Here is a 20994-nt window from a genome sequence, read left to right as displayed (position 1 = left end):
ATCCGGCGCCAGGCGCCACATTTTTGCCCGGTGGCGGCTGCGCCTTACCGGGCCTACGAACTCGACAGGAAGGGGAAGGACCCCAGGCTATGCAGTTGTAGGCCGGCGCAAGCGCAGCGCCGCCCGGCAATGAACATCCGGCGCGACGCCATGGTCCGGCTTAAAAATCCATCTTCACTGTGAACTGCACTTCGCGCGGGTCGCCAATCTGGTTGCCGAGGTTATTGGTGCCGATCGAGGAAGTGTAATAGGTCTTATCAAACAGGTTCTTCACATTCACCTGCAGCGTCACCGGATACTGCAGCTTCATCTTATAGGCGGCGAACACATCCGCCACCGCATAGCCCTGCAGATAATAATCCGCGCCGTTGGTGCCGGAGCGCTTGCTGACCGCATGACCGCCGCCGCCGACGGTCAGGGTATTGCTGTTATAGACGTTATGAATGTCATAGGTCAGGAACAGCGAGCCGGTATGTTTCGGTACGTTTGGCAGCGGTTTCCCGGCGTAATCCGGATCTTCCAGCACTTTGGCGTCGGTGTAGCCGTAGCTGGCGATCACGCTGAGGTTATCGGTGATGGACCCGGCCAGGTCCACTTCCACGCCCTGGGAACGCACCTTGCCCGCCGTTTTGGCCACTGTCTCATCGCCAATGCTCTCGGTGTACAGCACGTTACGCTTATGAATATCAAACAGCGCGATATTGGCGGTAATGCCGTTTAACAGGTCGAATTTGGCGCCCACTTCGTAAGAGGTGGACTCTTCCGGCGGCAGTTCGCCGATATAGCTGGCGATCGACGACTGCGGCATAAACGACTGGGCGACGTTGGCGAACAGGGAGACGTTCGGCGTCACCTTGTAGACCAGGCCGGCTTTCGGCGTCCATTTCTCATCGCGGCTGTCGGTATTGACGTTAAACGGTCGGCCTTTACCGGCGTACTGGGTGTAGTACTGGTAGCGCACGCCGGCGACGGCGATCCAGTTGTCGGTCAGGTACAGCGCGTCCTGCACGTATGCGGCATAGCTCTCCTGCTGGATACGCTGATCGCTGTCGGAGGCGGAGACGGTATTACAGGTGTCGAGGGTGCCGTAGACCGGATGATAGATGTTAAAGCCTTTCACGTTCTTGCAGCGCAGCATATCGGTGCGCAGCAGATCGTAATTCTCATAGGCGACGCCGGTCAGCAGTTCGTTATAAAAACCGCCTACCACCACGTTGCCCTGCAGGTCAGCGCGGGTGGAGTGCATCTTCTGCGTTGAACCGTGGGTACCGTCGACCCGGCGGGTGAGGTTGCCGGTCGCCGAATCATAGGCCATCACCCGCGCCTGGTTATCGTTGTAATTATCCTGGCTGTAGCTGTAGTCGAAGCGCGCGGTCCAGGCGTCGTTAAGGCGATACTCGGCGTTGAGCTGAGCGAGATCGGAATAGCCATCGGTAATATTAAACGCTTCATCGAAGCGGGTTTTGCGATCGACGTTCACCGCATGGCCGGTATTCAGATCGAAAATAGTGCCGCGGTCAAAAGGCGCGCTGTAGTCGCGGTGCGAATAGGACGCGGTCACCGTCGCCCGTTCACCAAACCAGGTCAGGGAAGGGGCGATAAAGCTGCTTTTGTTTTTACCAAAATTGCGCCAGTAATCCTCATTCTGGTATTCCCCAATCAGCCGGTACGCCAGATTCGTGCCTTCGATGGGGCCGGTGACGTCGAAGCTGCCGGTACCGCCGCCAAAGCTGGTGGACGTCGCGGAAACCGAACCGGAGAACTGCCGCTCAGGCCGTTTGGTGATGACGTTGATCAGCCCGCCGGGGTCGAGGATACCGTACAGCGTCGAAGCTGGCCCCTTCAGGACTTCCACCCGTTCGGTGGCGGCGTTAAAACTGCGTGGCAGCACGGTGCGCAGACCGTTGGTCATGATCGAGCCGTCGCGGTTGGCGCCGAAGCCGCGGCGGGTAAAGGCGTCCTGGGTACCGCCGAGGGTGTTGGTCTGCACCACGTTAGCGACGTTATACAGCGCCTCATCGAGTGAGGTGGCGTGCTGATCTTCGAGAACCCGATCGCTGACGGTATTAACCACCTGCGGAATATCCAGCAGCGGCATCGAGGTCAGCGTCGCGGTGGCGGAGCTGAGTGGCTGATAGCCGCTGGTGGCGCTCTGCTGCGCGCCGTCGGCCACCACGGTGATGGTCTCTTCCGCGTCGTTATTACTTTTCGCCGCGCTATTGTCGGCGGCCATTAATCCCGGTGAGGCTAAAAAAAGAAGCGAAAAAAGCGCGCGCCCTTGCAACGCTCTGCAGGCGACATGGGGTTGAGTCATTATCTGTTTCTCGTGAACGAATCTGCCTTTGCGGTCAGATTAAGCCAATAAAATCATTGCCCTGAATAATAAAAGCACTCTGTTTAGCGTCTGAACGCGCCTTCAGATGTGTAATTGAGAATCATTCAATCATGAAGGGATGTAGTAGTAAATGTTATGTAAGATAAAAAATTGGCGGTGGGGAATGGCGGGGTCATCACGTCTTTTCAATGAGGTGGTGTGTTGTTATTTTATTGATATTAAATGATTTTATTGGTTTTACTGTTGCGCAGCCTCGCTGTAGTGCTCGCGACGGATGGATGACAATGGCGAGTATTGACTACTACATCTATCCCCGTCATGATCAAAAGAGAATGAGATTTATTTTTGTTTGACTGCAGACTGTTCAGCGATGGCCTGGAACGCTGCGGCGCAGGAGCGAGTTATGCCACAGCGGGTGAAACCTGCAGAGCAGGGGATCGTACTGGATGCCCTGTCGGCCGGATACGGCCAGACCCTGATCGTTGACGATATCAACCTGACCATTCCCACCGGCAAAATGACGGTGCTGGCCGGGGCGAACGGCTCCGGTAAATCCACGCTGCTCTCGACCATCGCCAGAATGCTGAAACCGCTCGGCGGCTGCGTGCGTCTGGACGGGCAAGCCATTCACCAGATGCCGACGAAGGCCGTCTCGCGCCAGCTGGGCATCCTCCCGCAATCGCCGCTGACCCCGGAAGGGTTAACGGTTTTCGAGCTGGTCTCGCGCGGGCGCTACCCATGGCAAGGGCTGATGCGCCAGTGGTCCGAGGCCGATGAGCTGGCGGTGGAGGAGGCGCTGCGCTTAACCGGTACCGCCGAATTCGCCCATCTGCCGGTGGACAGCCTCTCCGGCGGCCAGCGTCAGCGCTGCTGGATCGCCATGGCGCTGGCCCAGCAAACGGCCACCATTCTGCTCGATGAGCCGACCACCTGGCTCGATCTGCGCTATCAGGTCGATATCCTCGAGCTGCTCCAGACTCTCACCCGCGAACATGGCCGCACGGTGGTGACGGTGCTCCATGACCTTAACTTTGCCGTTAACTACGCCGATCTGCTGGTATTCCTCAAACAGGGGCGCATCGCCGGCACGATTAGCGACAACGATGTCTGTAGCCCTGAGCTGATTAAACGCGTGTTTGACGTTGACGTGCAGATGTCGATTAACCCGCAAACCGGCAAACCGTTCTTTATGCCGTTTCGCGCCCGCCAGGCCGTTGACGCATGAGCGCCGCCGTTCTGTACGCCGCGCGGCGTCATGCCCGCCCCCGACTGGCGCTCTTGCTGCTAACGCTACTGCTTATCGCCGCCTCGCTGGTGCATCTTGGCTTAGGCGCCCGCTGGATCGCCCCACAGACGGTGCTGCAGGCGCTGCTGGAGTACAATCCGCGCAACTTCGACCAGCGAATCATCGTCGATCTGCGCCTGGTGCGGCTGGCGGCAGCGCTGCTGACCGGCGCGGCGCTCGGCGTCGCCGGGCTGCTGCTGCAGACGGTGATCCGTAACCCACTTGGCGAGCCGCATATTCTCGGCCTTAACGCCGGCGCCTCGCTGGCGGTGGTGGCGACCTCGGCGCTGGGCCTGTCTCTCGGCGCTTTCCCCGCCGGGCGCCCGCTGACCGCCGCCTGCGGCGCAGCGCTGTTGTTCGGCGGCGTGATGGCGCTGGCCTCTGCCGGGCGTGGCGGGGCGACGCCGCTGCGCATCACGTTGTGCGGAGTGGCGCTGTCAGCGTTTGCGTCGGCGGTGACGGCGGCGATATTGATCCTCGATGAACAGACGCTGCTGGCGATGCGTACCTGGCTGGCCGGCGACCTGGCCGGACTGAACTGGAGCACGCTGCAGACGGCGCTGGTTCCGGCGCTGATCGGCCTTGGCGTCGCGCTGCTCATTGCCCCACGGCTTAATGTGCTGGCGCTGGGGGATAAGGTGGCGCTGGGCCTTGGCATTAATCTCGTCCAGACGAGGCTGCTGGGTCTGCTGGCGATTGCGCTGCTGTGCGGTGCGGCGGTGGCGGTGGCCGGGCCGATCGGTTTTGTCGGGCTGGTGGTGCCGCACGTGGTGCGCCGTCTGGTGACGGAAGATATCCGTCTGGCGCTGCCCCTGGCGGCGCCGGTGGGGGCGCTGGTGCTGGTGCTGGCGGACATCGCCGCCCGGACGCTGGTCGCGCCGCAGGAGCTGGCGACCGGGGCGATGACCGCCCTGGTGGGCGCGCCGCTGTTTATCTTTATCGCCGCGAGGTTTTTTAAATGACGCGCGCTGTTCACCGGGCCGGTTTTCGGCCGCTGGTTATCGCCTCCCGCCAGCTGCTGCTGCGCCCGGCGGCGCTCAACATTGCCGCCATCATGATGCTGATGCTGCTGGCGCTCGGGCTGTACAGCCTCAGCCGCGGCAGCTTTCCGTTGCCCGCGTCGACGCTGGCGCGGGCCCTGCTGGCGCCGCAGGATATGGGCGAGCAGCCGCGCTTTATTCTGTTTGATATCCGCCTGCCGCGGATCCTGATGGCGCTGCTGTGCGGGGCCATGCTGGGGCTGGCCGGCGCGGCGATGCAGAGCATCACCCGTAACGGGCTGGCCGACCCGGGGCTGATTGGCGTCAAAGAGGGGGCCAGCATCGTGGTGCTGGCGCTGGTGCTGTTTTTCCCGGCGGTAGGCCTGGTCTGGCGGCCGCTGGCGGGAATGGTCGGCGGCGTGGCGGTGGCCTTGCTGGTCCTGACGCTGGCGCGCGACTGTTCGCGGCCGCGCTTTATTTTAATTGGCATCGGCGTCTCCTGGACTCTGGCGGCAGCGGTCGGCATCTTTATGACCACCGCCGACGTTCGCGACGTGCAGACGGCGATGATCTGGCTGGCGGGCAGCCTGCAGGCCGCGACCTGGCCGCTGCTGGCGGTGGCCTTTTGCTGGGCGCTGCCCGGGGCCATCATCCTGTTCTGTACCGCCCGGGCGGCGGACGTGGCGCTGCTGGGCGACCGGACCGCCATCGGCCTCGGCGTACGTCTGCAGCAGCTGACGATGCTGCGCTTTTTCGCGCCGGTGCTGCTGACCTCGGCCAGCGTCTCCTGCGTCGGCAGCCTGGGCTTTGTGGGCCTGATGGCGCCGCATATGGCGCGTTTTGTGCTGCGCGGCGGCCAGGTATCGCTGCTGTGCGGCAGCGCGCTGATTGGCGCCTTGCTGGTGCTGGTAACCGATACCCTTGGCCGGCTGGCGTTTGCCCCGCTGCAGATCCCGGCGGGGATTGTCATTGCCCTGGTGGGCTGCCCATTCTTTGTTGTCTTGCTCTGGCGTCGCCGTGATGCCCTTTAACCAGGAAGGTAGTATGCGTTGGTTCGTCTCATTGCTGCTGTTGCTGACGGGGGCCGTCAGCGCCGCCGCCCCACAAACTCAAACTTTCACCGATGATTTAGGCCGCACGGTCACCGTCCCGCTGCATCCGCAGCGCATTGTTTCGATGCACGATCTCGATATTACCATTCCGTTGATTGAGCTCGGGGTGCCGCCGATCGCCAGCCACGGCCGGACGCGCCCGGACGGCAGCCACTATCTGCGCGCCAGCGCCCAGCTCACCGGTGTCGATTTCGACAACAGCGATATCCGCTTTATTGGCACCGCCGATATCGATCTGGAAGCGATAGCCGCCGTAAAGCCGGATCTGATTATCACCGAGCCCAGCCGCCATGTGTCAGTGGAGCAACTGGAGAAGATTGCCCCGACGGTGAGCATCGACCATCTGCAGGGTAGCGCCCCGGAGATTTACCGCAAGCTGGCGCAGCTGACCGGCACCCAGCCGCGGCTGGCGATCCTTGAGCGCCGCTATCAGGAACAAATCAAACAGCTGAAAGCGATGATCAATCCACCGCAGTACAGCGTCTCCGTGATCCAGGCGAACAACGGCAAGGTCACGGTGCATCATTCGTATCATGCGCTGGGCCGGGTGCTGCGCGACGCCGGGTTCCGCTTTCCGCCGCTGATTGAGCGGATCCCCGACGGTCAGCGCATTGACGTCAGCGCTGAACAGTTGCCGGAGCTGGACGCCGATTTTGTCTTCGCCACCTGGCGGTCGGATACCGGCGGTAAGCCGCAGGATGAGCTGCAGGCGATGGAAGGCGTGATGCCCGGCTGGTGCGACTTTATGCGCGCCTGCCGCATCGGGCACTATATTTTGCTGCCGCGGGAAGAGGTGATCTCTAACTCCTACGCCGCGCTGTCTCTGATGGTGGCCCAGGTGCAGTCGCATATTGCCGGCAGGCCCATCCCGGCGGAGGCCAAATGAAAAGCGCGGTAAAAAAAGAGAAGGGCAAAGTCGATCTGTTCGGCGAACGCTATCGCGCCCGGGCGCACCAGCTTTCCCCCCGGCTGCGGGCCGTGGTCAGCTATATCAACGACAACCGCGAGGTGGTGCTGGAGCATACGGCGATGGAGATCGCCACGGCGACCCAGACCTCCGACGCCACGGTGGTACGCGCCATCCAGGCGCTGGGTTTCGCCGGGCTGCGCGAGCTTAAGCAGACCATGGAGCGCTGGTTCGGCACCTCGGTCACCTCGGCGGAAAAGATGCGCTCGACGGTCACGGCGCTCTCCAGCGACGTCAACTCCAGTATTGATTTTGTGCTTGAAGGCCATCAGCGGGTCTGCGAGGTCCTGTCGCGAGCCGACAACCGCGCGGCGGTGGCCCAGGCGGTGGCATTGCTCAGCGACGCGCGCCAGGTAGGGATCTTTGGCATCGGCGCCTCGGGGATCCTCGCCGAGTACACCGCCCGGCTGTTCAGCCGCATTGGCCTGCCGGCGTATGTGATGAACCGCACGGGCTTCAGCCTCGCCGAGCAGCTTATCGGCCTGCAGCGCGGCGATGTGCTGATCATGATGGGGCAAAAATCCCCCCATCGCGAAGGGATGACCACCCTGCGCGAGGCGAAGCGGCTGGGTATTCCGACCATCCTGCTGACCCAGGCGGTGGACTCGCGCTTCAGCCAGGAGGCGCAGGTGGTGATCGACGTCCCGCGCGGCGGGGACAGCAGCCGGATGCCGCTGCACGGCACGGTGCTGGTCTGCCTGGAGATGATTGTCCTGTCGGTGGCCTCCACCACGCCACAAAAAACGGTGAAATCCCTGAAACGAATCAACGACCTGCACCGGGCCATCGGTAAATCCGGCGGTAAACGGGGCAGTTGAAGAGATAATTCACCAGCGGGAAGGTTTCCGGTTGCATATAAAAGTCAGTGTGTGTATTTTTATGCAAAATAAATGCATAAAAAGGAAATCTCATGGTCAAGAATTTGCTCAAGGCGTGTTTCATGATGGCCGCGCTGACGGCAGCCGGACAGGCGGCTGCGGAAACCTATACCGTCGGTTCCGGCGGCACCTACCGGCCGTTTGAATTTGAAAACAGCCAGAAACAGCTGGAAGGTTTCGACATCGACATCATCAAAGCCATCGCTAAAGCCGAAGGCTTTGACGTCAAGCTGGTCAATACCCCATGGGAAGGCATCTTCGCCACGCTGAACACCGGCGACCGCGATATCATCATCTCCGGGATCACCATCACCGATAAACGCAAACAGATGGTCGATTTCTCCGCGCCGTACTTCCCGGCCGAGCAGTCTATCGTCGTCGCCCAGGACTCGCAGGTGGATTCGCTGGCGGCCCTGAAAAACGAGAAGGTCGGGGTGGTGAACTCCAGCACCGGCGATATCGTGGTTTCTGAGGTGCTGGGCAAAAACAGCACCGCGATCAAGCGTTTCGATAATACCCCGCTGATGCTTCAGGAGCTGTTTGAGGACGGCGTCAGCGCCGCGGTGGGCGACGTCGGGGTGGTGAAGTACTACATCAAACAGCACCCGGAGAAGCAGTTCAAGCTGGTGCCGGATGCCAAATTTGAGCGTCAGTATTTCGGTATTGCGGTGGCGAAAGGCAACAGCGAACTGCTGGGCAAGATCAACGCCGGGCTGCAAAAGATTGTTGCTGACGGGACTTACGCCAAAATCTATAAAACCTGGTTCGACGACAACGTGCCGACGCTGCCAGCGCAATAATCCACCTTTTTCAGTGACCACGGCTATCGCCCAGGCGATAGCCGTATTTTTTAGGGAAGGACTATGACGGGATTCCGTTGGGAGATCATCGAGGAGTACGGCCCGCTGTTTGTGGACGGCGCCCTGATGACGATTAAATGTACCATTATCTGCGTGATCCTCGGGACGCTGTGGGGGTTAACTCTCGGTCTCGGGCGGATGGCGAAGGCCGAGCACGGGCCGTGGAAATATATTCTCCGCTACCTGGTGCAGTTTCCGGTGCGTTTTTACGTTAGCGCCTTCCGCGGTACGCCGCTGTTCGTGCAGATTATGGTGGTGCACTTTGCGCTGGTGCCGCTGTTTATCAACCCGCGCGACGGCCTGCTGGTGACCAGCGGCCTGATGAGCGCTGACTTTGCCCGCGAGCTGCGCGCCAGCTACGGGGCGTTCCTCTCCTGCATCGTGGCGATCACCCTTAACGCCGGAGCCTATGTGTCGGAGATTTTCCGCGCCGGCATCCAGTCGATCGACAAAGGGCAGATGGAGGCCTCCCGCGCGCTGGGCATGCCGTGGTGGAAAACCATGCGCAAGGTGATCCTGCCGCAGGCGTTTCGCCGCATTCTGCCGCCGCTGGGCAACAACGCCATCGCCATTGTTAAAGACTCGTCGCTGGCTTCGGCGATTGGCCTGGCCGATCTGGCCTACGCCGCGCGCACCGTCTCCGGCGCCTACGCCACCTACTGGGAACCCTACCTGACCATCTCCCTGGTCTACTGGGTGATCACCTTCCTGCTGGCGCAGCTGGTTAACCGTCTGGAAAAGAGGTTTGGCAAAAGTGATTCACATTAATAACTTACATAAGCGCTTCGGCGACAGCCACGTGCTGCGCGGCATTAGCTGCGATATTAAACCGCAGGAAGTGGTGTGCATCATCGGCCCGTCCGGCTCGGGAAAAAGTACCTTCCTGCGCTGCATGAACGCCCTGGAAACGGTCAGCGAAGGCGAGGTGGTGGTTAACGGCTTTGCCGCCCACGACCGGACCACCGACCTCAACAAGATGCGCGAAAGCGTCGGCATGGTGTTCCAGCGCTTTAACCTGTTCCCGCATATGACGGTGCTGGAAAACCTGATTATGGCGCCGATGAATCTGCGCAATATGCCGCGCCAGCAGGCGGTCGACCTGGCGGACGCCTTGCTGGCGAAGGTGGGCTTAAGCGATAAGCGCGACGCCTGGCCCTCGAGCCTGTCCGGCGGCCAGCAGCAGCGGGTAGCCATCGCCCGTGCGCTGGCGATGAAGCCGTCGATTATGCTGTTCGATGAGCCCACTTCGGCGCTGGATCCGGAGCTGGTGGGCGACGTGCTGGAGGTGATGAAAAACCTCGCCAGCGAGGGGATGACCATGGTGATCGTGACTCACGAAATGGGCTTTGCCCGCGAAGTAGCCGACAGAGTGATCTTCATCGACCAGGGCGTGATTCAGGAAGAGGGCAAGCCGGGGCAGATCTTTAGCGCGCCGAGCAACCCACGCACTGCCGCGTTCCTCAGCAAGGTGCTGTAAACCGAGCGGGCTGGCGCCAGGCCAGCCCGCTGAGATACGCAAAACACGACCAATAGTGAGATACAAGGGAAGACGTTGGTTGAGGCAGAAACTAGCAAAACGGCCATCAATTTCCGCCCTCTGCTGGCTGAGCGTAACGGCACAGGTATCACACATGGAAAATACGATATGCCGCCGACGACTCACCCAATTACTATGAAGACGTTACAGTAAGAGCACCGCCGGTTAGCCGTCCGGACGATGATCGCTTTATTCCTTCTCTGCTTCAGAGGGATAGTTACAACCCGGAACTGGGCTGGCGTGACAGTTTCCCAGCGGTGTTGTCTGTAACGGCTCATGTTGTTCTGAGTAGACATATTGCTGGATCTGTTGCTCCGAACGTACTGGCTGTTCAGTAGAAAAAGGCAGCTCTGGTGATGTGCTCTGAAAGGCCATGACCTGAGTGGCGTAGAGACAAAGTGCGGAGAGCAGGATAGAGTGGATGAGTAGTTTCATAATTAATTCGATTGCCGTTACCTTTTGCATGCCGCAAGTATTGCTTCAATGTCATCAAAACGGTTTACGCTGTGTGGCAGGTAATAAAAATCAACTGCTGTTACATCGTTTCCCCTCGCACTGATCTCAACTTCAGCAATATTCTTTTGCTGAATTCCCTGGAGCAACAATTTATCGGTATTGTCGGGAAGAATCCCGCTGTGGACTAAATGCAACTGATGCACTTTCGCAGCCTTACCCAAACACTGTTCGACCTCCAGGCGCGGACGGTCAATCAACGTCGTCCTCAGTTCCGGATGAATGTCAATTTGATCCAGATCGCCACAGCCCAATAATAACCCGGGAAGTAAAAATACTCCGGTCAGTCGAATCATTGACATCGTTCATCCTTTAAACCTAAGTCACGTGAATCTCATGGTATGACATATTAATTCAATAAATTGTTAACAGACGCACTTAAAATGAGGTCTGACGCAGACCTCATAGGCTTTTAATTAGTGAGGAAGATTAAATAAATTCAGCGCATTGTGACGAGATATTTTCAATTTATCATTTTCACTGAGCGGTAGTGTATCAAACCAGTCTGATGCCCATTGCATCTCTTCAAAGGGAAAATCCGTAGAGAACATTATGCGTTCAATGCCAAGTTCCTGAAGAGCAACTTGCAGAGCGGAGCTGCGGAAATTTCCAGAGGTGGTTACGTGAAAATTATGGCTAAAGTAGTGCTGGAAAGAATGGCTGCACGGATACCCTCGTGGCTCATTCTCAACCCGATGATCAATTCGCCAGATAAGGGCAGGTAAACCTTCGCCAAGGTGACCCAGAACGAGCTGGAGATCAGGATGACGGTCAAACAATCCTGAACCCATCAGGCGCAACGCATGAGTGGCTGTTTCAACGCCAAACGCCCAGGCAGACCCCAGTAGCCAGGGATGCCCCTGGTAGACCTGCGCTCGGGACGGGAGCGGATTACGTGGGTGGAGATAAAAAGGGCGCTGGAAGGCGGCAAACACCTCCCAGAATGCATCATAACGACCATCGTCGAGATAAAGAGCGGTATCCTCACTTTCATGTTGAGAAAAACCGTTGACCAGTGCACCTACGAACCCCAAATCCACAAAACATCGGGTCATTTCTTCCGTAGCAGCATCCGGGTCTTGCATTGGCAAAGCGGCGAATCCACGAAAGCGATCGCGATGTTTTTCGATCTGTTCCGCCAGCGCATCATTGGCTCTATGCGCGACCTCTATAGCACGAACAGGATCGTGGATGCGCTGAATAGCAGGTGCATTTAATGACACTATTGCCAACTCAATACCCGCGTTATCCATTTGACGTAGACGTTGCTCGCCGACCGCCTGAATATGATATTTAATTTCATGCCATTTCTCTGGATAGATAGAGTCATAGGAGTCTTCTAAAGTATCCTCAGTAGCGAAATGTTCCTCTAATGCAATTTTATTTTTCATATTGAAATACTCTTCCGTATATTTATACTGATATTAAACGAGCTTCAAAGTATGTTTTAAAAAAGTCCGCTATTGAAATATCATTATGGTCTTCAGAATATCAGCTTGATATAGAGTTGTATCATTTTCTTACAACCAGGAGGGCTCGATGGATCTAAGGCGTTTAAAGTATTTTGTCACCGTGGTGGAATTAGGCTCATTTTCCAGAGCCGCCGCTCATCTTTGTATATCGCAACCACCATTAAGCCAGCGGATCCAGGAGCTGGAGAATGAAATGGGTGGGGAACTCATCGACAGGCGTTCCCGGCCATTAAAGACAACCGTAGCGGGGGCGCTTATTTATCAGCAAGCAAAAGAGATTTTGCAGCGCACAGAACAGATGCAAGGCTACGCGCAGCGCATGTTTCATCCGGAAGTCAACGTAATCAAAATTGGTTTTGTCTCAGCCAATTTTCACGCCCATTTAGCGTCCGTTGTCAGACGTTTCATACAGTTGTGTCCTGAAGTAGAAGTTCAGGTAGTAGAGATGAACAGTATACAGCAGGTGGAAGCGCTACGTGCTGGGCATATTGATATTGGTATAGGCCGAATCAATGTGGTTGCTGATGATATAGAACAAATCACGCTGTATCAGGAACAGCTTATCGCCGTATTACCACAAACACATCCCCGGGCCAAACGCGGTTGCGCTGTTTCACTGGCCACGTTTAACGGGGGACGATTCATCATTTATACCAACCAAAAAAGACCGAGCCTTGCCGATGAGTTACTGGCACGACTGGTTTCACTCGATGTGAAACCTCAGCGAGTCATTGAGGTAGAGCAGTACGACTCGGCGCTACTGCTCATTGCCTCTGGTTACGGAATGACCGTGGCACCGGCCTCAGCCCGTTTGATTTCAATGCCCGGGATAGCCTATATACCGTTGATAGAAACGCTCACCATTCCAATGGTGATGTTCCACCGCAAGGAAACTCGCTCTCGACTATTGCAGCAATTCTTTACCGCGCTCGACGAAGTGAGAATCGATGCTGCTTGCGCAAATACTGTATCAGAGCCGCAGGGGGACAGCCTCGAGCCAGCAACGCAGCCCACAGGTTCATAACGGGCTGAATATGCTTGAAAAAATGCTGATAACCCGCGCACAGATAATTATGCCCTGCCGTGCCTGATGACGACCGGCTAAAGCGATGTTTTGGACAGCCCCCCTGACAGGCAAAGCGAAACTGACAGACTTTGCAGTCATCGGTGAGGGTTAACTTTTTGGCCAGACCAAACGCCATGGCGGCTTCACTGTTATTGATTGCATCAATACTATCATGATGGATATTACCAAGAAGATGTTGCGGATAGACATAGTGATCGCAATTGTACAGATCGCCATTCGCCTCTAATGCAAAAGCATGTCCACAGGTCTCCGCATGAACGCATAGTACGGCTGGTTGTCGAGTCCAGGCCGCAATGGCGACATCAAACATTTGCACCGCAATCTGGCCAATATCCCGGCGGATCCAGATGTCAAATACCTGACTCAGAAACTCGCCGTACTGCTTCGAAGGTACTGACCATGGGGCCAGACGCGCTTTCCGTTCGTCGGGTGTTACCAATTTGAGTCGTGGGTTTGCTTCTGTACTCACTCGTTCAACCAGCGGAATGAATTGCATGTAGCGTGAACCACTATGCCTAAGAAACTCATAGACCTCACCGGCGTGGGCGACATTATGGTGTCCCACTACCGTCAGCGTATTGAAATCGACCTGGAAGCGATGCAGCAGCGATAATGCTTTCATCACAAATCGATGGCTACCTTTCCCCGAATGACTGATGCGGTAACGATCGTGGAGAGTTTCGGGCCCATCAACAGAGAGCCCAACCATAAAACGGTGCTGTGCGAGAAAGGTTGCCCACTCTTCGTTAAGCAGTATCCCGTTGGTCTGCAACGTGTGCGTTATCTTCACCCCTTGACCATAGCGCTGACAGAGTTCGACAACCCGCTTAAAAAAGGGAAGCCCTAAGAGCAAGGGCTCACCGCCTTGCCAGGAGAACGTCACCGGATGGGAGTGTTGTGCCGCGATGTGCTGCTTAACATACTCCTCCAGAGTCTCTTCTGACATTTTCCAGTGCTGCTTACGCTGTGGATATAACGACTGCTTTTCATGATAGAAGCAATATTTACAATCGATGTTGCATTTCGCACCACCGGGTTTAGCCATAACATGACATTGACGATACATGATGTTTTCATCTCAATTAAAATTAATCTCTTATTAAACGACGAACTCTTTCAGGATCGAGATCCCAGCGGATACCATGAAGGGGAGGGATCCAGCTTCCGTCGTCTTTTCCTGTGATTTCGTTTGAGAACAATGCATTCAATTTTTCGTTCATGCTCAAAATTAGGGATACGTTTTGGTGATTATTTGCCAGATTGTTCATTTCATGGGGATCCGTCTTCAAGTCATATAACTCAATATCATTAAGGCTAAAAAGTGCATCCGGGGTCTGAGGCGTATGGTGCTGCTGTAATGAAAAATAGCGTGTAAACTTATATCGTCCATCGAAGATCATCCGGACGCCACCTCTTTTTCTGAGGTCAGGGGACAGTACAGAAAAACGTTGTTGCTTTTCTTCTTTACTTAACGTTTCATTTCTAATGATTTTAAACATATTGCCAATATAGGTCGCATCAGAAAATAACAGCATGTCGTAGCAATATAAAATGCCTTTTCTTATAGCATCAATGGGAGATGATTCTGGATTAAATAAAAGTGTACTAAAGTCATATCCTTTACGGTTTTTCAGTGTAAGGCTTTTGGCTTTGTTTGCTTTGCCCGTCAAGCCAACCAGGGTGGGAGCGATATCTACATGGGAAGTGAGCGATGAACATTTTCTGCCACCAGGAAATGCAGGGTGACTGATTATCATTGGCACATGAACTTGCTCTTTATAGGTACAAGTACCTTTGCCGTTCATCTGGTGAGCGCCACATAACTCACCATGATCGGCGGTATAAACAATGATAGTATTTTTCGTTAAATTTAACGCATCTAGTTCATCGAGGATCCTGACCAAATGAGTATCGTTATCCCGAATGCAGTTAAAATAGTAATCCTGGAGAATTCGCCAGCGCCGATCCTGATCGGCAATATTTCCAACCATTAAACCATTACATAGTTGATACTCAAGATGCGCTGGTGGTCTGCCATGCTCACTGAACGCTTGGTGTCTGGAGGGGGCGAGCGGAACCTCGGGCCATGAGTCCAGATAAATCGTATTTTGTGGTGCTTTATTTGGTGTTGAAGAGTTACTGTTGAGAATCAGAGCGCCGTGCCATTGGTTTTTATCGGTGTCACTGTCTGTATCTATGTACATCGTGTCGTGAGGGTTAACCAGGTTGACTGCCAGAAACCACGGCTTATTATTAGATTGCATTTCACTACCTTTATCTCTCAACCAGTTTATCGCTTCTGCAGCAGTGAGTTCATCGTATAAATAACCGCCATGGCTATGCCCAATAATGTCACCAATTCCGGTATAGTCGTGAAAACCATATCCTTCCATAATTTCATGTAGTTTGATCCTGGGTATCATGCCGAGATCAGTACTTCCATCAGTGTTTTTGGTTACTGGATCTTCCATTAAAGTACTTAGGTGCCATTTCCCTTTATAGGCAGGATAATAGCCCATGTCACTCATGATATTACCAATGGTGCCTAATTCAGGGTCAAGGCTATCCGGCATCCACGGGAAACCAGGATTATCGAACATTTTGGTTTCTGGCATATGTAAACCGGTATATAACACCGAGCGCGATGGCGTACAAACACTACTGCAAATATGATGGTTAGTGAATGTGGTGCCTGATGCCATTAAGCGCTCACGTCCAGGTACGGGGAACGGATATGGATCAAAATAACGCTCCTGATCTGATGTGATAAGTAGAATATTGTAGCCTTCGGGGATTTGATCAGGCAGCTTTCCACTAAAATGATAACGATAATTTTTGGATAATACCTCCTCTTGTTGGTGGGTGAGATTATCAGCTACGGGGGAGGGCGCTAAATTCTTTGCTAATGTTTCTGGTGCGGTGACTAAGGTTGCGGCCGTAATGGCGCCAGATCCTAACAAGAAGTTCCGGCGTGAAATCTTTATTTTATCCGTCATGTTAATTTCCTCTTTAAAATACCTTGATGGATAAAAGTATGTTAGTTTCCGCGGGCAATAAAGCCTGATTATGTAAGATATTGTGCGATTATTTTCAACTTTACCTAACTTTTCTATCTCCTCGATATTCGATGAAATCATGTGTCATTACGTTTATCCCTGTAATTAAATTTAGCCGACAACCATTATTCAGTGACAATGGAAATATATATATCAAAATGAACATGTCGTATTATTTGGATACATGGATTATTATTTTGTCATAGCTAAACAGTTCATAACCAGAAGTGATTCTTTTATTTACGAATGAGGATGCATAGTTATAATAGGACATCTTTAAAACAGGAGTCGGACATTGAGCAGTTACTCTACAATCAATAACAAGGCAAACTAGCGAAAAATTGCTGGCGCTGCTTGCCGGTCCCGATGGGAAGCAATCTTACCTGGAACATGAGATTGCGCTATAACATTAGCATTGATGTAGTGCGGTGTGCTTATCAATAATATCCAGATACCGCTTAATTAATCCAGTATCTTCATGAGGAGACATGATATGACACACAACATTTCTGATGAGCCTCCATCGAGAGGGCTAGCTACAGGCTGACTATCTGCATTGAAATTAGGTGGATGCAATGGAGGTAGTCATTACAGTTGCCTTAAAACTGTCGAGAATGACCTTTCATTTTATGCACTTAGATGAGGTGTAGCATGTTGCTCACAACCAAACGTTATATGTTTTTAATTGATGTTGATAGCACTATTCCTTTTTCAGCGTTGGCGAATGTCTGCCAACCACCGCGGAATTCATCACCTTTCTTCATTCATAAAACCTTCCCGGGCAGGAAAAGTCTCGTTAGTCGTTTCTTGCATAAATTAGCACAAAAAAGACAGCGTGCTGTTATAGATTATATAAATACGCTGCTGCCTTAATTCATAATACGCCACAGAGGATCGGATAAAACGGGGTGCCTCTGTGGCTGTTTGGAGTTTTAAATTCCATCTTAAATTATTCATTTGCGTCCAGTGAATGGTATTTTCTGCGCGTGAATTGATGAGCGGAGACTCTTATTATGTATTCATTGACAGAACACAGAAGTAAGACAACTTCATGGCTTAATGATGTAGTCGTCTGTTTCATTTTTATGGCAAGTATTGCTTCATTTATCTACGGTTGGCAGGGGATGCATAGCGTATTCAATGGGCGTGATTTACCTGTGATTAGCCTGGATTATCATGTTCTTCCTTATTATACGCTGCGCACCACTATGCGCCTGGTTATCGGGCTTTTTTACTCAATGCTATTTTCAATTGTCTTCGCGGTTCTGGCAGCAAAATATGCACCGATGAGAAGAGTTATTTTGCCCTTTGTCAACTTTATGGAGTCTGTACCGTTAGTAGGATTCCTGACTTTCACTACCGCCTTTTTCCTGGGACTTTACCCACATAGTGTTATGGGGCTTGAGGGTTTAGCGATATTTGCCGTGTTTACCGCGCAAGCTTGGAATATGATGTTGACGCTGTACCAGACGCTAAGAGTGGTGCCTAACGAACTGGTAGAAGCGGCGGATGCATTCCGCTATAACCCATGGCAGAAATTCTGGCGGCTGGGGTTTATCTACTCATTTCCCGGGTTACTGTGGAATACGATGGTATCGCAGTCTGCGGCTTGGTTTGCATTGATTGCTTCCGAGATGCTGACAGTAGGTAATGGGAGTACAAATTTACCTGGCGTTGGTTCTTATATCGGTATTGCGCTTCAGGATGGTAGTGTTCCTGGTGTTATTCGCGGGGTATTGGCGCTTATCGTTAATATCGTCATCTTTGACCAATTACTCTTTCGCCCGTTAGTCCGCTACGCTCATCAGTTTAAATATGAGGATGTGAGTGACAGAAAAGTACCCAGTTCATGGTTCTATCACTGTCTGAGTCATTCAATGATTGGACATGGGCTGGAGCACGTTTGTAAACAGTTCTCCCGGTTCTGGTTGTTTGTATTACCAAAAATCTGGTATGGATTACGGCTTCATCGCGTGTTTGCTATTCTGGGCCAAATGAACTGGCTGTGGTCAAGCTTGTGGTATCTGGCAATCGTAGTTGGCTGCATTTACTACGGTCATCAGCTGTGGTTGTTTATTCCTAAGGAGTATCTGACTTCACTTCCGGGCTGGATGGGGTTAACTGCGGGGCGGGTCATTGCCGCCATGGTACTTAGCGTCATTATCTTTACGCCGCTTGGTGTCTGGATTGGTCTACGGCCCGGTCTGGTTCGTTTTTTCCAGCCAATTATTCAGGTTTTCGCTGCGGTTCCTGCCAACGTCTTTTATCCGTTGATTGCTTTTATGATTGTGGCGTGGCACCAGAATTTGGGGAGCTGGACCATCCCAATGATCATGCTCGGTACACAATGGTATGTTCTGTTTAACGTCATCGCTGGCACATCAATGATCCCCAGCCAGATGGTTGAGGCGAGTAAAATTTTTCATCTTCGCGGATGGCTGTGGTGGACTAAATTCACGCTTCCGGCCGTCTTCCCTTATATCGTCACAGGCGTTATTTCGGCAGCCGGGGGGGCATGGAATACTGCGATTGCTGCTGAGGTATTAAACTGGGGAAAAATTACCCTACAAACGTATGGTCTGGGCGCCTTTATCTCTATCGCCAGCGATGCCGGGCAAAATCCGCAGGAAGCATTAGGATGTCTGGCGATGTGCTTGATGGTGCTGCTGTGCATTATTTTCGTCTGGCAACCCCTGTATCGCTATGCAGAAAATCGTTTCAAATTCGATTAACAATTAAAAGTTCGCTATCAGGACATAATATGAAAAATTCAAACTTGGTATTGGAAGTTAAGAATGTCTCCAAATTTTATAAAAAAGACCGGAAGCAAAAAATCACGGTGTTGGAGCATATCAATCTTGAGGTCAAAGAGAATGAGATTGTTGCATTACTCGGGCGTTCCGGCTCAGGTAAATCGACGTTGTTGAGAATGGCTGCCGGTCTGGTCGAACCTGATTTGGGCACGATTGTGTGCTGCGATTTGCCTGTCAACGGTCCCGGCAAAAATACCAGCATGGTCTTTCAGTCATTTGCGTTATTCCCTTGGTTAAATGTTTTTGACAGTGTGGCATTTGGCCTTCAGGCGCAGGGGCTTTCGTCTGATGAAGTGGATAAAAGAACAATGGATATGCTGGATTTGATTGGCCTGACTGGCTATGAAAAAGCCTACCCGCGTGAGCTTTCAGGAGGGATGCGCCAGCGCGTCGGGTTTGCTCGTGCACTGGCAGTTGAGCCGGATCTTTTACTCATGGATGAACCATTCTCTGCGTTGGATATTTTCACTGGCAATAAGCTTCGCCAGGATCTGATTGAATTATGGGAAGAGCGGGTCATTAATACACGCTCGATGCTGCTGGTGACACACAGCGTTGAAGAAGCCGTGATGCTTTCGGACCGGGTATGTCTACTGGGGGGACTTCCCAGTACAATCACAGATACTTTTGACATTGATATCAAACGCAATCAGAGAACCAAGGAAAGTATTTCATCGCTGGTTGAGAAGATAAGCACCACGCTCAATGAGCGGATCGCCGCATGCGCATAATTTAGGGAAAGCGGATACGGCTCATGGATGAGCTAAGCACGACAAGCAGTATTGATATCTATTTCCATAGGTAACAATACTAAGTGTAATGTTAAACAATGAGTTAATGGTTGCCTTAAATAGCATTTCGCCGTATACCTGAGGGAAATCCCTTATTTACATGTAATCTGATCATTCTATAGTGACAAGGCTATATCATTAATCTCAGGAGAATATCATGACTGCAACTACCTCCAATGACAAACATCCGACAGCGGACCCGGCTGAATATGATGCTTTTTTCCCTTCACCGTACTCACTAAGCCAGTTTACATCAGCTCGATCAAATCTTAGCGACGCCAATTATCCTTCACCTTACACAGGGGGACGTTGGAAGATCCTGATGTTATGTACCGACGAGCGCTATTTGCAAATGGATAACGGGAGTTTCTTCTCCACGGGAAACCATCCGGTAGAAACGCTGTTGCCCATGTATCATCTCGATAAAGCAGGCTTTAGTTTCGATATTGCCACTCTATCCGGTAACCCGGTAAAGTTCGAGTATTGGGCCATGCCAACTGAGGATATTGAAGTTACGGGGCTGTTTTCTAAATACCATCAGCACTTTAAATCACCGCTGAAACTCGCAGATGTCCTCAGCACTGAACTGGGGGACAATTCGGATTATCTTGGCATATTTATTCCCGGTGGCCATGGCGCACTTATCGGACTTCCTGCTAGTATCGAAGTGAAAAATCTTCTCGAGTGGGCCATCGCCCACGATAAATTCATCATTTCGCTTTGTCATGGCCCAGCTGCATTTCTCTCAGTTGAACGTAGCGATCTGTTTGCTGGGTATAAGATTTGCGCTTTCCCGGATACACTGGATGCGCAGACACCTGAGATTGGGTATATGCCAGGCCACCTGACCTGGAAATTTGGCGAGCAGCTTAAAAGCATAGGTTTTGAGATAGTTAACACGGATATCAGCGGTGCTACATGTCAGGATAGGAAAATGCTGACCGGCGATAGCCCGCTGGCCGGTAACGCGTTAGGTCAACTTGCCGCGAAAGCTTTATTAAGCGAAGTCAGTAAAGAACTACGACATGCTGGAAAATAATGCAGTTCGTACGGCAATCACTATCGAAAATAGCAACAGCCTGCTGGAGATACAGGTTGCCGTATGCCAATTTGCGACATGATTAGGCTAGAGCCGCGATGTTTTTTATTCTGCTTCTGCATATCACGTGGCCATGATTGACAGAATTTTCTGGGTCGAAGGGGACTGGTTTAACAACGGTGGAACCGTCGATGAACAGACATATATGCGCCGTTGCCCGATGACCCAACATGTATTAGAAACTGATGAGCATTTTACTGGAGCAAGTT

17 protein-coding genes and 1 pseudogene are annotated in these 20994 nt (G+C 52.9%); 12 read left to right on the top strand and 6 right to left on the bottom strand.

Annotated features, from left to right (window positions below; genetic code table 11):
- Window positions 1-160: 160 nt before the first annotated feature.
- Complete coding sequence (locus NKJ21_RS06525) at window positions 161-2233, bottom strand: TonB-dependent siderophore receptor (protein WP_072122350.1); 2073 nt, start codon at window positions 2231-2233, stop codon at window positions 161-163.
- A 505-nt stretch (window positions 2234-2738) separates the two neighbouring features.
- Here NKJ21_RS06525 and NKJ21_RS06520 point away from each other — a divergent pair.
- The 8 genes and pseudogenes from NKJ21_RS06520 to NKJ21_RS06485 all read left to right on the top strand — a co-directional run bounded on the left by NKJ21_RS06520 (window position 2739) and on the right by NKJ21_RS06485 (window position 9894).
- Window positions 2739-3560, top strand: coding sequence for an ABC transporter ATP-binding protein (locus tag NKJ21_RS06520; RefSeq protein ID WP_008804500.1), 822 nt, complete (start codon window positions 2739-2741; stop codon window positions 3558-3560).
- On the top strand, window positions 3557-4582 hold the full coding sequence (locus NKJ21_RS06515) for an iron ABC transporter permease (protein ID WP_130996737.1): 1026 nt from the start codon (window positions 3557-3559) through the stop codon (window positions 4580-4582). Before NKJ21_RS06520 ends, NKJ21_RS06515 begins: the two co-directional genes overlap by 4 nt.
- Window positions 4579-5631, top strand: coding sequence for an iron ABC transporter permease (locus NKJ21_RS06510; RefSeq protein ID WP_008804502.1), 1053 nt, complete (start codon window positions 4579-4581; stop codon window positions 5629-5631). The genes NKJ21_RS06515 and NKJ21_RS06510 overlap by 4 nt, the downstream gene beginning before the upstream one ends.
- Window positions 5621-6598, top strand: coding sequence for an ABC transporter substrate-binding protein (locus NKJ21_RS06505; protein ID WP_254732808.1), 978 nt, complete (start codon window positions 5621-5623; stop codon window positions 6596-6598). The genes NKJ21_RS06510 and NKJ21_RS06505 overlap by 11 nt, the downstream gene beginning before the upstream one ends.
- Window positions 6564-7497 (top strand): annotated as a pseudogene (locus tag NKJ21_RS06500) (MurR/RpiR family transcriptional regulator). Before NKJ21_RS06505 ends, NKJ21_RS06500 begins: the two are co-directional and overlap by 35 nt.
- Window positions 7498-7589: 92 nt before the next feature.
- On the top strand, window positions 7590-8357 hold the full coding sequence (locus NKJ21_RS06495) for a basic amino acid ABC transporter substrate-binding protein (RefSeq protein ID WP_008804504.1): 768 nt from the start codon (window positions 7590-7592) through the stop codon (window positions 8355-8357).
- 63 nt (window positions 8358-8420) lie between these two features.
- Window positions 8421-9185: an amino acid ABC transporter permease gene (locus NKJ21_RS06490; protein ID WP_004151161.1), complete on the top strand. Its 765-nt coding sequence runs from the start codon at window positions 8421-8423 to the stop codon at window positions 9183-9185.
- Window positions 9172-9894: an amino acid ABC transporter ATP-binding protein gene (locus NKJ21_RS06485; RefSeq protein WP_012967953.1), complete on the top strand. Its 723-nt coding sequence runs from the start codon at window positions 9172-9174 to the stop codon at window positions 9892-9894. Before NKJ21_RS06490 ends, NKJ21_RS06485 begins: the two co-directional genes overlap by 14 nt.
- Before the next feature lie 249 nt (window positions 9895-10143).
- Here the strand turns inward: NKJ21_RS06485 and NKJ21_RS06480 are convergent, their stop codons facing one another.
- The 3 genes from NKJ21_RS06480 to NKJ21_RS06470 form a co-directional block, all read right to left on the bottom strand.
- Window positions 10144-10389, bottom strand: coding sequence for a hypothetical protein (locus NKJ21_RS06480; RefSeq protein WP_123836844.1), 246 nt, complete (start codon window positions 10387-10389; stop codon window positions 10144-10146).
- Window positions 10390-10406: 17 nt separating this feature from the next.
- Complete coding sequence (locus NKJ21_RS06475) at window positions 10407-10769, bottom strand: hypothetical protein (protein WP_023322814.1); 363 nt, start codon at window positions 10767-10769, stop codon at window positions 10407-10409.
- Window positions 10770-10883: 114 nt separating this feature from the next.
- Complete coding sequence (locus tag NKJ21_RS06470; RefSeq protein WP_023322813.1) at window positions 10884-11858, bottom strand: amidohydrolase family protein; 975 nt, start codon at window positions 11856-11858, stop codon at window positions 10884-10886.
- A 148-nt stretch (window positions 11859-12006) separates the two neighbouring features.
- On the opposite strand from NKJ21_RS06470, the gene NKJ21_RS06465 reads away from it, so the two are divergent.
- Complete coding sequence (locus tag NKJ21_RS06465) at window positions 12007-12963, top strand: LysR family transcriptional regulator (protein WP_023322812.1); 957 nt, start codon at window positions 12007-12009, stop codon at window positions 12961-12963.
- Here the strand turns inward: NKJ21_RS06465 and NKJ21_RS06460 are convergent.
- Complete coding sequence (locus tag NKJ21_RS06460) at window positions 12860-14092, bottom strand: anaerobic sulfatase maturase (protein WP_023322811.1); 1233 nt, start codon at window positions 14090-14092, stop codon at window positions 12860-12862. The two genes, NKJ21_RS06465 and NKJ21_RS06460, sit on opposite strands and share 104 nt — an antisense overlap.
- A 22-nt stretch (window positions 14093-14114) precedes the next feature.
- Window positions 14115-16028, bottom strand: a complete 1914-nt coding sequence (locus tag NKJ21_RS06455) for a sulfatase-like hydrolase/transferase (protein ID WP_086070306.1) — start codon at window positions 16026-16028, stop codon at window positions 14115-14117.
- 1067 nt (window positions 16029-17095) lie between these two features.
- Here NKJ21_RS06455 and NKJ21_RS06450 point away from each other — a divergent pair.
- The 3 genes from NKJ21_RS06450 (at window position 17096) to hchA (ending at window position 20725) form a co-directional block, all read left to right on the top strand.
- The gene (locus NKJ21_RS06450) at window positions 17096-18814 is read left to right on the top strand and encodes an ABC transporter permease subunit (protein ID WP_023322809.1); all 1719 of its coding nucleotides are present in this window, start codon (window positions 17096-17098) and stop codon (window positions 18812-18814) included.
- Window positions 18721-19626 (top strand): ABC transporter ATP-binding protein, encoded by a 906-nt coding sequence (locus NKJ21_RS06445; RefSeq protein WP_224224576.1) that lies wholly within the window; start codon window positions 18721-18723, stop codon window positions 19624-19626. Before NKJ21_RS06450 ends, NKJ21_RS06445 begins: the two co-directional genes overlap by 94 nt.
- 217 nt (window positions 19627-19843) lie before the next feature.
- A complete protein-coding gene (gene hchA / locus NKJ21_RS06440) occupies window positions 19844-20725 on the top strand; it encodes a glyoxalase III HchA (RefSeq protein WP_023322807.1) in 882 nt (293 codons plus the stop codon).
- Window positions 20726-20994 lie beyond the last annotated feature (269 nt).

It is taken from the genome of Klebsiella sp. SWET4, assembly GCF_024296565.1.
GTDB classification, from domain to species: Bacteria; Pseudomonadota; Gammaproteobacteria; order Enterobacterales; family Enterobacteriaceae; genus Klebsiella; species Klebsiella variicola.
Note: the sequence above shows the minus strand (reverse complement) of the source record. Positions and strands in the feature narration are given on the sequence as shown.

Coding starts and splice junctions, on each gene's coding strand:
- NKJ21_RS06495 (WP_008804504.1), top strand. CDS start 7,590: ATGGTCAAGAATTTGCTCAAGGCGTGTTTCATGATGGCCGCGCTGACG.
- NKJ21_RS06480 (WP_123836844.1), bottom strand. CDS start 10,389: ATGAAACTACTCATCCACTCTATCCTGCTCTCCGCACTTTGTCTCTAC.
- hchA (WP_023322807.1), top strand. CDS start 19,844: ATGACTGCAACTACCTCCAATGACAAACATCCGACAGCGGACCCGGCT.
- NKJ21_RS06460 (WP_023322811.1), bottom strand. CDS start 14,092: ATGTATCGTCAATGTCATGTTATGGCTAAACCCGGTGGTGCGAAATGC.
- NKJ21_RS06520 (WP_008804500.1), top strand. CDS start 2,739: ATGCCACAGCGGGTGAAACCTGCAGAGCAGGGGATCGTACTGGATGCC.
- NKJ21_RS06505 (WP_254732808.1), top strand. CDS start 5,621: ATGCCCTTTAACCAGGAAGGTAGTATGCGTTGGTTCGTCTCATTGCTG.
- NKJ21_RS06465 (WP_023322812.1), top strand. CDS start 12,007: ATGGATCTAAGGCGTTTAAAGTATTTTGTCACCGTGGTGGAATTAGGC.
- NKJ21_RS06525 (WP_072122350.1), bottom strand. CDS start 2,233: ATGGCCGCCGACAATAGCGCGGCGAAAAGTAATAACGACGCGGAAGAG.
- NKJ21_RS06510 (WP_008804502.1), top strand. CDS start 4,579: ATGACGCGCGCTGTTCACCGGGCCGGTTTTCGGCCGCTGGTTATCGCC.
- NKJ21_RS06445 (WP_224224576.1), top strand. CDS start 18,721: ATGTCTGGCGATGTGCTTGATGGTGCTGCTGTGCATTATTTTCGTCTG.
- NKJ21_RS06515 (WP_130996737.1), top strand. CDS start 3,557: ATGAGCGCCGCCGTTCTGTACGCCGCGCGGCGTCATGCCCGCCCCCGA.
- NKJ21_RS06470 (WP_023322813.1), bottom strand. CDS start 11,858: ATGAAAAATAAAATTGCATTAGAGGAACATTTCGCTACTGAGGATACT.
- NKJ21_RS06450 (WP_023322809.1), top strand. CDS start 17,096: ATGTATTCATTGACAGAACACAGAAGTAAGACAACTTCATGGCTTAAT.
- NKJ21_RS06475 (WP_023322814.1), bottom strand. CDS start 10,769: ATGTCAATGATTCGACTGACCGGAGTATTTTTACTTCCCGGGTTATTA.
- NKJ21_RS06490 (WP_004151161.1), top strand. CDS start 8,421: ATGACGGGATTCCGTTGGGAGATCATCGAGGAGTACGGCCCGCTGTTT.